Raw genomic sequence first — 11,514 nt, forward strand, 5'->3', positions numbered from 1 at the left:
GTTCGGGTCACATCCGCTGGGCCAGCCGGTGGTACGCCTGATTCCAGCGCAGACGGTCCGCGAAGTCATGGGCCGTCGTGGCGTCGTCGATCATCACCAGCTCGGTACCGGCCATCTGCGCGAAGTCACGCAGCACGTCCGGCCCCACCGTGGTGAGGACGGTGTGATGCGGGCCGCCGGCCATCAGCCAGCACTCGGCCGATGTGGACAACGACGGCCGCGGCTCCCACACCGCTCGCGCCACCGGCAGGCACGGCAGCGGCTCGTCCGGCAGCACGACGTCGATGTCGTTGGCGACGAGCCGGAAGCGGTCGCCCATGTCGGCCAGACCGATCACCGTGGCGGGGCCGGCGGCGGCGTCGAACACCAGGCGCACCGGGTCCTCACGCCCTCCGATCGACAGGGGGTGGATCTCGCAGGACGGCCGGGCGTCAGCGATCGAGGGGCAGACTTCGAGCATGTGGGCACCGAGGGTCTTGGGTGTGCCGGGCCCGAAGTGGTAGGTGTAGTCCTCCATGAACGAGGCCCGCGGGCCCATGGCCTTCGCGGCGGCGAGCAGGGCGGAGGTCTTCCAGTCGCCCTCCCCCCCGAAGCCGTAACCGTCGGCCATGAGGCGCTGGACGGCCAGGCCGGGCAGCTGCCGCAGCCCGCCCAGATCCTCGAAGTTGGTGGTGAAGGCGCCGAAGCCGCCCTGCTCCAGGAACCGGCGCAGACCGGCCTCGATGGCGGCCGCATCGCGCAGTGAGGAGTGACGATCGGCGCCTCGCATCAACTCGGGTGCCAGTTCGTAGAGTTCGACGTACTCGTCGACGAGCGTGTCGATCTCTCCGGCGGTCACCGCGTCGACGAGATCGACGAGGTCATTGACACCGTAGGTGTTGACGCTGACGCCGAACCGGAGTTCCGCCTCCACCTTGTCGCCCTCGGTCACGGCCACGTCGCGCATGTTGTCGCCGAAGCGCGCCAGGCGGAGGTCGCGCATGCGGTGGAAGCCGATGGCCGCCCGGACCCAGTCGTCGACCCGCCTGACGACCTCCGGATCCGACACATGGCCCACCACGGTCTTGCGGGCCACCCCGATGCGGGTCTGTATGTAGCCGAACTCCCGGTCGCCGTGGGCTGCCTGGTTGAGGTTCATGAAGTCCATGTCGATGGACGACCACGGCAGTTCCCGGTTGAGCTGGGTGTGCAGATGCAGCAGGGGCTTGCGCAGCGCGTCGAGCCCGGAGATCCACATCTTCGCCGGAGAGAAGGTGTGCATCCACGCGATCACTCCGACACACGCGGGATCGGTGTTGGCGGACTCCAGGGTCCTGCGGATGGCGGAGGCCTCGGTCAGCACCGGCTTTCCCACGATCTCGGCGCCGATCCGTCCGGAAGCGGCCAGCATCTCCTGAATCCTGGCCGACTGCTCCGCGACCTGGTTCAGGGTCTCGGCACCGTAGAGGTGCTGACTGCCTGTCAGGAACCAGATCTGCGGCTGGGTTGTGCTCTTCATCGGTCTTCCCCTCGTGGGCTCACTGGCCGTAGACGTTCTGGTAGCGCTCGTAGAGCCGGTCCACGGCGGCCGCGTCGATGGCGTCCGGGGTACCCAGCTGGTGGGCGAAGTGGACGGTGCGGGCCACGTCCTCGACCATGACGGCCGCCTTCACGGCCGAACGCGCGTCGCGACCCACGGTGAAGGGCCCGTGGCTGCGCATGAGGACGGCGGGCGAGCGGCTGTCACGGAGCGTGTCCACGATGCCGCGTCCGATGGAGTCGTCGCCGATGAGCGCGAAGGGGCCGACCGGGACCTCGCCGCCGAACTCGTCGGCGATCATGGTCAGGACACACGGGATGGGCTCGCCCCGCGCGGCCCAGGCGGTGGCGTAGGGCGAGTGCGTGTGCACCACTCCCCCGACCTCGGGCATGTGCCGGTAGACGTAGGCGTGGGCGGCGGTGTCCGAGGACGGTGCCAGGTCGCCCTCCACCAGGTTGCCGTGCAGGTCGGTCACGACCATGGTGTCCGGGCTCAGGTCGTCGTAGGACACGCCGGAGGGCTTGATGACCATGAGGTCCTCCCCCGGGACGCGGGCCGAGACGTTTCCGGCGGTCCAGATCACCAGCCCGTACCGCGTCAGTTCGCGGTGCAGGTCAGCGACGGTCTGCCGGAGGTTCCTCACACTGTCGACGGCGCCCATCACTTCTCCTTCGATTCGATGGCGGAGCGGCGCATGGCCCGCAGCCTGCGCATGACGTCACTGCCGCCCCGGCCGAAGTGATCGTGCAGGGCGACGTACTCGGCGAAGAGCCGGTCGTAGGCGGCGGCCTCCGCGGGGCGGGGCCGGTAGACGGCCCGGTCGACCGAGCCCATGGCGGCAGCGGCGGCTCGGACATCGCGGTGCGCGCCCGCGGCCACCGCCGCGTGGAGCGCCGATCCGAGGGCCGGCCCCTGGGCCGAGCGGATGATCGACAGCGGCAGGCCGAGGACGTCGGAGTAGAGCTGCATCAGGAACGCGTTGCGCACCAGGCCGCCCGCGACGATGAGTTCGTTGACGGGTACGCCCGCGGCGGTGAAGGTCTCCACGATCGTGCGCGTGCCGAACGCGGTGGCTTCGAGCAGAGCACGGTAGACGTCCTCGGGCCGGGTGGAGAGGGTCTGCCCCAGAACCATTCCGGACAGTTCGTGGTCGACCAGTACCGAGCGGTTGCCGCTGTGCCAGTCGAGGGCGATCAGCCCGTGCTCACCGACTCGCTGGTCCGCGGCCAGTTCGGTGAGCAGTTCATGGACGGACAGGCCGCGTTCCCGAGCCCGCGCGTGGTAGCCCTCGGGGACCTGGTGGTCGACGTACCAGGCGAAGATGTCCCCCACTCCGCTCTGTCCGGCCTCGTAGCCCCACAGCCCGTCGACGATGCCCCCGTCGACCACGCCGCACATGCCGGGGACTTCGCGCAGGGTGTCGCCGTTGAGGACGTGGCAGGTGGAGGTGCCCATGATCGCGACCAGTTGGCCGGGCTCCACGGCCCCGGCCGCCGGGGCGGTGACATGCGCGTCGACGTTGCCCACGGCGACCGCGATGCCCTGCGGCAGCCCGGTCCAGGCCGCGGCCTCGGCGCTCAGCGCGCCGGCCCTGTCGCCGAGCCTGCCGATGGGCTGATCCAGTTTCCGCGTCACGAAGTCGGCGAAGGCGGGGTTCAGTTCGGCGAGGAAGTCCGGGGCGGGGTACTCGTCGTCCTGGCGCATTCCCTTGTAACCGGCGCTGCAGGCGTTGCGTACGTACGTCCCGGTGAGCCGCCAGACGATCCAGTCGGCGGCCTCCACCCACCGGTCCATGGCGGCGTACACCTCGGGCGCCTCCTCCAGCATCTGCAGCGCCTTGGCGAACTCCCACTCCGAGGAGATCAGCCCCCCGTACCGCGGCAGCCACTTCTCCCCGCGCGCCCTCGCCAGGGCGTTGATCCGGTCGGCCTGCGGCTGGGCGGCGTGGTGGCGCCAGAGCTTGACGTACGCGTGCGGATTCCCGGCGAGTCCGGGCAGGTCGCACAGCGGGGTTCCGTCCCCGGTGGCCGGCACCATCGTGCAGGCGGTGAAGTCGGTCCCGATCCCGATCACACGGGCCGGATCGACCCCGGCGTCCGCGATCGCGGCCGGTACGGCGATCCGCAGAACGTCGAGGTAGTCCTCGGGAACCTGCAGCGCCCAGTCCGGCGGCAGGCTCTGGCCCGTCGCGGGCAGCGACCGGTCGATGACGCCGTGGCGGTAGGCATGGACACCCGTGCCCAGCTCCGCCCCGTCCCGGACCCGTACCACGACGGCGCGACCGGACAGCGTGCCGTAGTCGACACCGACTACGAGGGAATCAGGTTCGTCGGCCATGAAGCCACCTTTGATCGTTCGTCGACGGACACCCGAAGTGTTATCGCTAACAATCTGCTCGTCAAGACATCCACCGACAGGAAAGGCTCAGCGTGTGAGCGTGCTCAACCAGGGATCAGTCAGGGGTCAGCCGGGCATGCGGGGCGATCGACCGGCAGCGGGGCTCAGGCGCGCGGAGACGCGACGCTCTCCCGCGCGATGAGTGTGGGGTTGAGCGTGCGCAGCGAAGGCCCCGACTCACCCTCGATCCGGGCCAGCAGAAGACCGAGGGTCTCGGTGGCCACTCCGTCGAAGTCCGGACGCACCGTGGTCAACGGGGGCGAGAAGAACTCGGCCTCGGGCACGTCGTCGAATCCGACGATGCTCACGTCGTCCGGGACGCGGCGGCCCCGCTCGGCCATGGCGCGGATGGCGCCGAGGGCCAGATGGTCGTTGGCCGCGAACACGGCGGTCACATCCGGCATGCGGGCCAGCATCTGGCCCGCGCGGTAGCCGGAGGACGCGCTCCAGTCGGCGGAACTGACGGGGGGGATCTCCGCACCGGCCTCCCGCAGGGCACGTTGCCATCCGCGCGCCCGGCCCGCGGCGTCGAACCAGTCCGGCGGACCCGAGATGTGCCACACGGTCTGGTGCCCCGCGTCCAGCAGGTGCCGGGTGGCGGCGAAGGCCCCCGCCTCCTGGTCGACCGTGACCAGCGCTCCGCCCCGGTCGGGGTCCCCGTCGACGGCCACGAGCGGAACATCGGCCGGGATCTCCGCCAGCGCCTCGTCGGCGGACGCGGTGGGAGCGATGACCACGATGCCGGCGACCCGTTGGTCCCGGTGGTGTTCCACCGCCGCGGCGATGGAGGAGCGGTCAAGGACCCGCACCCGCCGCACGCTCACCGCGAAGCCTTGGGCCGCGGCGGCCAACTCGAAGGCGGCCAGCATCGAGGTGGGCCCGTACAGCGTCGAGTTCTGCGCCACCACACCGATCTGCTGGGAACGGCCGGTCACCAGGGTGCGAGCGGCCCGGTTGGGCCGGTATCCCAGCTCCGTGATCGCGGCACGCACTCTCAGCCGCGTCTGCTCCCGGACGTTGGGGTGCCCGTTGAGCACGCGGGAGACCGTCTGATGGGAGACCCCGGCGAGCCGTGCCACATCCGTCATCGCCGGCTCGCGTACCCGGGTAGCCGCCGAGGTGTCCTCCACCTGCATCTCCTGACTCCGCCGTTGCTGCCTGCCCGACACCTGTGAGGGACCACGCAGGGACGCGCCACCTCGAACCTTAACCAGGCCGGGGGGCTGGCAGCCAGCGCCCCCTCCCCACGTCCGCCGGGAAGCGGACGGGAGGCGTTCCCGGCCCTGTGATCTTCCGGAACGCTGGAACAATGAGCGCTAACATACCGCACCTCCTCACCCCGCCCCAGGCGCGCAAAATCGCGGTGTTCCAGGGGTTGACTGGGTAGATGTGAACGCTCACTCTGATGCACCAGTGACTGCGGTCACGCGAAGCTCGTCACCCCGAGTGGGCACAGTTGAGCACGGAGGAAGCAGTGTTGAAGAAGATCGCCACAGGTGTCAGCGTTCTACTGCTCGCCACGCTGACCGCGTGTGGCTCGGGCAGCACCTCGGGCAAGGACGGTGACAGCGGCGGGGACGCCGGGATCACCATGGGCTTCGCCCAGGTCGGCGCCGAGAGCGGCTGGCGTACGGCCAACACGAAGTCCGTCCAACAGGCCGCCAGGGCCGCCGGCGTCGAGCTGAAGTTCTCCGACGCTCAGCAGAAGCAGGAGAACCAGATCAAGGCCATCCGCTCCTACATCCAGCAGAAGGTCGACGTGATCGCCTTCAGCCCGGTGGTGGAGACCGGCTGGGACGCGGTGCTGCTGGAGGCCAAGCGGGCCCGCATACCCGTGATCCTGACCGACCGCGCGGTCGACTCCGACGACGACACCCTGTACGAGACGTTCCTCGGCTCCGACTTCGTCGAGGAGGGCGAGAAGGCCGGCCAGTGGCTCGTCGAGAACACCAAGGGCCCCGTCAACGTGGTGGAACTGCAGGGCACCACCGGCGCCGCGCCCGCCATCGACCGCAAGAAGGGCTTCGAGGAGAAGATCGCCGCGCGCCCCGACATCACGATCAAGGCCTCCCAGAGCGGTGACTTCACCCGCTCCGGCGGCAAGCAGGTCATGGAGGCCTTCCTGCGCTCCAACCCCGACGTCGATGTCGTCTACGCCCACAACGACGACATGGGCCTGGGCGCCATCGAAGCCATCAAGGCCGCGGGCAAGAAGCCCGGCGAGGACATCAAGATCATCACTGTTGACGCCGTCAAGGACGGTATGCAGGCGTTGGCCGACGGGGAGATCAACTACATCGTCGAATGCAATCCGCTCCTCGGCGACCAGCTCATGGACCTCGCCAAGAAGGTCGTGGACGGCGAGAAGGTCCCCAAGCGGGTGGTCACCGAGGAGACGACCTTCACGCCCGAGCAGGCGAAGAAGGCACTGCCCGACCGGCAGTACTGACCCGCGAGCTCCGGTCCCCGCCGCCGCGCCCCTCGTGGCGGCGGGGCGGGGACCGTTCCCACGACGAAAGCATGGCTCATGACCGATTCCTCAGCGCTCACCGGCGCCCCGGTGGTGGAGATGCGCGACATCCGCGTGGAGTTCCCCGGCATCAAAGCTCTCTCGGGCGTCGATTTCCGCCTGCTCCCCGGTGAAGTGCACGCTCTGATGGGCGAGAACGGGGCAGGCAAGTCCACCCTCATCAAGGCACTCACCGGCGTGCACCCTCCGACGACGGGCGTCATACGCCTGCACGGCGAACCGGTCGCTTTCGACACGCCCGGTCAAGCCCAGGAAGCGGGAATCAGCACCGTCTACCAGGAGGTCAATCTCCTGCCCAATCTCTCGGTGGCGGAGAACATCCTGCTGGGCCGCGAGCCCCGCCGGCTGGGGCACATCGACGGACGGGCCATGCGCGCACGGGCGAAGGAACTGCTCGCCCGCGTCGGCCTGTCCATCGATCCCGCCTCTCCGCTGAGCTCGCACCCGATCGCCGTGCAGCAACTCGTGGCGATCGCGAGGGCACTGGTCGTGGACGCACGCGTCCTGGTCCTGGACGAGCCCACCTCCAGCCTCGACGCCGACGAGGTCGCCGAACTCTTCCGCATCGTGCGCGTGCTGCGCGACGACGGTGTCGCCATCCTCTTCGTCTCGCACTTCCTCGACCAGGTCTACGAGATCGCCGACCGCATGACCGTCCTGCGGAACGGCACACTCGTCGGCGAGTACCTGCCGTCCGAGATGGACCACATCGACCTCGTCGCGGCGATGCTCGGGCGGGAACGGGGAGCGCTGGAGGAGGTACGGCGGCGCTCCAAGGTCCGGGCGCCCGGTACCGCGCCGCTGCTCAGCGCCGTAGCCCTGGGCCGCACGGGAGCGATCGCCCCCATCGACCTGGACATCCACGCCGGGGAGGTCGTGGGTCTGGCCGGCCTGCTCGGTTCGGGCCGCACGGAACTGGCCCGTGTGCTCTTCGGCGCGGACCGCGCGCATACCGGGACTCTCACCATCGACGGCCGCGCGCACCGCCCTCGCGGCCCCCGGGCGATGATCGCCCGGGGTGTGGCTTTCTGCTCCGAAGACCGCAAGGCCGAGGGGGTCGTCGCCGATCTCAGTATCCGCGACAACCTCGTGCTGGCCCTGCAGGCCGCCCGGGGGTGGGCACGGCCCGTCCCGCGCCGCACCTCCGACGCCCTGGTGGCGGAGTACATAGCGAAGCTGGACATCCGCCCCGCCGACCCCGACGCCATCATGAGCACCCTCTCCGGCGGGAACCAGCAGAAGGTGCTGCTCGCCCGCTGGCTGGTCACCCGGCCCCGGCTGCTCATCCTCGACGAACCCACCCGGGGCATCGACATCGGCGCCAAGGCGCACATCCAGAAGGTCGTGGCCGATCTCGCGGCCGAGGGCATGGCCGTGCTGTTCATCTCCGCCGAACTGGAAGAAGTGGTACGCGTGTCCGACCGGGTCGTCGTCCTGCGCGATCGACACAAAGTGGCCGAACTGACCGGGCAGGACGTCTCGGTGGACCAGATCATGTCTGTGATCGCCGCTCCGAGCGACAACCACACCGCGGCGGTGGCCTCATGACGCGCTCGCGGCTGCTGTGGCCGCTCGTCGCGCTCGCCGCGCTGATCGTCCTCAACATCGCCGTCGAGCCCTCCTTCGTGGAACTGCGGATCCAGGACGGGCACCTCTTCGGCAGCATCGTCGACATCCTGCGCAACGGAGCGCCGACGCTGCTGATCGCCGTCGGCATGACCCTGGTCATCGCCACCCGCGGCATCGACCTGTCCGTGGGGGCCGTCGCCGCCATCGCCGGCGCGATCGCCTGCACCTACATATCCGGTGGAGGGGACGCGGTCACCGCGATCCTGCTGGCTCTGAGCGTGTGCGTCCTGCTCGGACTGTGGAACGGCTTCCTGGTATCCGTCCTCGGGATCCAGCCGATCATCGCCACCCTGGTTCTGATGACGGCGGGCCGTGGCGGCGCCATGCTGCTGACCGAGGGCCAGATCATCACCGTCAGGGATCCGCTCTACCGGCAGATCGGCTCAGGCTTCCTCGTCCTGCCGATCGCGATCCTGATCAGCCTCGCCGTCCTGACGGCAGTCGCCCTCATCACCCGCCGGACCGCTCTGGGCATGCTCATCGAAGCCGTGGGGATCAACCCCAAGGCAGGCGAACTGGCGGGCGTACGCTCCCGCACGATCATCTGGACGGTCTACGTCTTCGCCGGTCTGTGCGCGGGTGTCGCGGGCCTGATGATCAGTTCCAACGTGAACGCCGCCGACGCCAACAGCGCCGGTCTGTGGATCGAGATGGACGCCATCCTCGCCGTCGTCATCGGAGGCACCTCGCTGGCCGGGGGGCGGTACTCCCTCGCCGGGACCATGGTGGGCGCTCTGGTGATCCAGACTCTGACCACCACCGTCTACACCATCGGCGTCCCGACCAACGTCACTCTGGTCTTCAAGGCCGTCGTGGTGATCGTCGTCTGCCTGCTCCAGTCGCCCCGGACCACGAAGATGCTCCGCGCGCGCCGCACGACCACAACTCCTACGTCCCGCTCCCAGGAGGTGGCCGCCGGATGAGCACCTCGGCTCTTTCCCCCGCGCGCTTTCCCCAGCGTTTCCTGCCCGTGGTCGCCACCTTCGCGGTGTTCGTGGTCACCTTCGGAGCCGGGTCGATCCGCTACGAGAACTTCGCGTCGGGGCAGGTGGTCGCGAACCTGTTCGTCGACAACTCCTTCCTCATCGTCCTCGCGGTCGGCATGACCTTCGTCATCCTGACCGGCGGCATCGATCTCTCGGTCGGCGCGGTCGCCGCCCTCTCCACCATGATCGCCGCGGCCACCCTCAACGCGGGCTGGCCTCCGCTGCTCTCGATCATCACGGTCCTCGGATCAGGCGCCACCCTGGGCCTGCTCATGGGCCTGGTCATCCACCACTTCGAGGTGCAGCCCTTCATCGTCACGCTCGCGGGCATGTTCCTGGCCCGCGGGCTGTGCTTCCTCATCAGTGTCGAATCGGTCTCCATCACCGAGCCCTCCTTCCGTGAGTTCGCGAGCGGAGCCATCACGTTGCCGGGCGACGTCACACTGACCTACAGCGTCGTGATCGCGCTGGTCGTGGTCCTGGCCGCCCTGTACGTCCTGCATCTGACGCGGTTCGGCCGGACCGTGTACGCGGTGGGCGGCAGTGAGTCCTCGGCCCGCCTGATGGGCCTGGCCACCAGCCGGGCCAAGGTCGGCGTCTATGTGGTGAGCGGCTTCTGCTCCGCGCTGGGCGGGCTGCTCTTCAGCCTCTACATGCTCTCCGGCTACGGACTGCACGCCGTCGGGATGGAACTCGACGTCATCGCCGCCGTCGTCATCGGCGGGACCCTCCTTGCGGGCGGGACGGGATATGTGGTGGGTTCCGTGGTGGGGGTGCTGGTCCTCGGCACCGTACAGTCGCTGATCTCCTTCGAGGGCACCCTCAGCTCCTGGTGGACGAAGATCGTCATCGGCGCGCTCCTGCTCGCCTTCATCGTGCTCCAGCGTCTGATCGTCCGCCGGCAGGCCTGAGCGTGACCGGCGGCGGTCCCCCGCCGGAGCGGGCCCGCGCGAGGCTTCTCGTGCGGGCTCCGGTCGTCTACCGGTCGGGGCCGGCGAACTCATCGGCGGCTTCCGCCAGCACGTCCGCGAGGCCTTCCGTGGCCAGCACCATGCTGACCGGGGCCGAGCTGTTGAGGCACAGGCTGTGTCCCACGGGTACGCGGGCGAGGAGATCCGTGACCGGCAGCCGGACGTACCCCAGCCTGCCGATGCCCTGGAGATAACGCGGCGAGGTGTAGACGGGGACCACCGCCGTGCCGTCGGGTGCCGACGCGCTCACCGGCTCGCCGGCCGCGGTGACCGGTACCGCGACCTCGGCCCGGGCCAGCGCCGCGGTGACGTCCTTCGCGGGACCGTATCCGGTGGTGGCGAGCTGGACGGCGCGGTCCACCTCGTCGGCGGGCTCGGGCCACCCCATCGCCTCCGGCGACGGCCGGTAGTCCTCGTTGTCCTCCCACGCGACGATCACGCCCGCGGAGTCCGAACGCCACTGGCCGACCACGGCCCATTCCGGCGGCGGTCCCTCCCCCCGCCAGGCGGGATCCGGCAGGTAGAACCAGTGGTCGGGCGCCAGTCTGGCCGCCTGGACGTACTCCTCGGGGGGCGGGGGGTCCAGGGGGGAGACGGACGGCTCGGCGCCGGACTCACTCATCGTGTCCTCGTTCACTTCGGGTGCCTGATTCCGTGCTCGGTGGGCCGCGTCGGGGCTGCCGGCGCCCGCTCGCCCGTCGCCTCCTCCCACCGCGTCCGGATCTCGTCAGCGCGGACAAGCAGGGCGGCCGGGGCGGACGCGCTGAGGAACAGCACGTCCCGGCCGGGCGGCAGTTGGCGGAGGAGTTCGGGAAGCGTCATCATCACATGCGCGGGCAGACGGTCCACCCGCGCCTGCGGCGGCATCGGGAAGGCCGGCAGGGCGTGGGTTCCGCCGGGGGCCGCCGTCCAGGCGGGCAGCCCGTCCCCGGTCACGCACACGGCCACGGTTCCCGCCTCCGCGAGCGCCTCGGCGACGTCCGTGTCCGGGCCGTATCCGGTGGCGGCCAAGTGGAGAGCGGCGTCGGCGTCGCTGACCGGCGGGGCCCAGCCGAGCGCGGCGGGCGAGGGACGGTAGTCCGGATTGGACTGCCACGCGACGATGTCGCCCCGCTCGTCGCTGCGCCAGCGGCCGAGCACGGCCCACGGGGGCGCGGGGTCGTCGTCGCGCTCGCCGAGCCAGTGCCGGTCGGCCACCGACAGCCAGTGGTCGGGCGCACGGCGGGCCGCCGCGACGATGCCGGCGGGTGGCACCGGGAATTCCGGCTCTCCCGCCGCGACGGCCACGGGCGCGTGGTCAAAGGGCGCGGCGGAGGCGCGCGGGAAGCGGGCGGGAGCACCAGTCACGGGCGCACCCACCGTGTCGGGAAGCAGTGCGGCGCGCAACTCCCTTACGGAATGCAGAAGTTCTTCAGATGTCGGCATCCAGTTCCCTCCGGACTGTCGTGCTGCGCGGATACGCGATACCGGTCCGGGCCGTCG

Annotated in this window: 10 protein-coding genes; 4 read left to right on the forward strand and 6 right to left on the reverse strand. The window is 70.0% G+C overall.

Annotated elements, in window-relative coordinates:
• Positions 1–7: 7 nt before the first annotated feature.
• The 4 genes from araA to PSQ21_RS02590 form a co-directional block, all read right to left on the reverse strand.
• On the reverse strand, positions 8–1,498 hold the full coding sequence (araA, locus tag PSQ21_RS02575) for an L-arabinose isomerase (RefSeq protein ID WP_274028765.1): 1,491 nt from the start codon (positions 1,496–1,498) through the stop codon (positions 8–10).
• Positions 1,499–1,517: 19 nt separating this feature from the next.
• Positions 1,518–2,180, reverse strand: coding sequence for an L-ribulose-5-phosphate 4-epimerase (locus PSQ21_RS02580; RefSeq protein WP_274028766.1), 663 nt, complete (start codon positions 2,178–2,180; stop codon positions 1,518–1,520).
• Positions 2,180–3,856: a ribulokinase gene (gene araB / locus PSQ21_RS02585; protein ID WP_274028767.1), complete on the reverse strand. Its 1,677-nt coding sequence runs from the start codon at positions 3,854–3,856 to the stop codon at positions 2,180–2,182. Before araB ends, PSQ21_RS02580 begins: the two co-directional genes overlap by 1 nt.
• A gap of 164 nt (positions 3,857–4,020) precedes the next feature.
• On the reverse strand, positions 4,021–5,052 hold the full coding sequence (locus PSQ21_RS02590; protein WP_274028768.1) for a LacI family DNA-binding transcriptional regulator: 1,032 nt from the start codon (positions 5,050–5,052) through the stop codon (positions 4,021–4,023).
• A 338-nt stretch (positions 5,053–5,390) separates the two neighbouring features.
• Here PSQ21_RS02590 and PSQ21_RS02595 point away from each other — a divergent pair, with 338 nt between their 5' ends.
• The 4 genes from PSQ21_RS02595 (at position 5,391) to yjfF (ending at position 9,972) form a co-directional block, all read left to right on the forward strand.
• Entirely contained in the window at positions 5,391–6,365 is a 975-nt protein-coding gene (locus PSQ21_RS02595) for an ABC transporter substrate-binding protein (protein WP_443334368.1), read from the forward strand.
• A gap of 78 nt (positions 6,366–6,443) precedes the next feature.
• Positions 6,444–7,994, forward strand: coding sequence for a sugar ABC transporter ATP-binding protein (locus tag PSQ21_RS02600; RefSeq protein WP_274028769.1), 1,551 nt, complete (start codon positions 6,444–6,446; stop codon positions 7,992–7,994).
• Positions 7,991–8,998, forward strand: a complete 1,008-nt coding sequence (locus tag PSQ21_RS02605; RefSeq protein WP_274028770.1) for an ABC transporter permease — start codon at positions 7,991–7,993, stop codon at positions 8,996–8,998. Before PSQ21_RS02600 ends, PSQ21_RS02605 begins: the two co-directional genes overlap by 4 nt.
• A complete protein-coding gene (gene yjfF, locus PSQ21_RS02610) occupies positions 8,995–9,972 on the forward strand; it encodes a galactofuranose ABC transporter, permease protein YjfF (protein ID WP_274028771.1) in 978 nt (325 codons plus the stop codon). The genes PSQ21_RS02605 and yjfF overlap by 4 nt, the downstream gene beginning before the upstream one ends.
• A gap of 67 nt (positions 9,973–10,039) precedes the next feature.
• On the opposite strand, the gene PSQ21_RS02615 is transcribed toward yjfF, so the two are convergent.
• Entirely contained in the window at positions 10,040–10,654 is a 615-nt protein-coding gene (locus PSQ21_RS02615; RefSeq protein WP_274028772.1) for a type VII secretion system-associated protein, read from the reverse strand.
• An 11-nt stretch (positions 10,655–10,665) separates the two neighbouring features.
• A complete protein-coding gene (locus tag PSQ21_RS02620; RefSeq protein WP_274028773.1) occupies positions 10,666–11,379 on the reverse strand; it encodes a type VII secretion system-associated protein in 714 nt (237 codons plus the stop codon).
• Between the last annotated feature and the right edge of the window lie 135 nt (positions 11,380–11,514).

Source organism: Streptomyces sp. MMBL 11-1 (assembly GCF_028622875.1).
Lineage (GTDB): Bacteria > Actinomycetota > Actinomycetes > Streptomycetales > Streptomycetaceae > Streptomyces.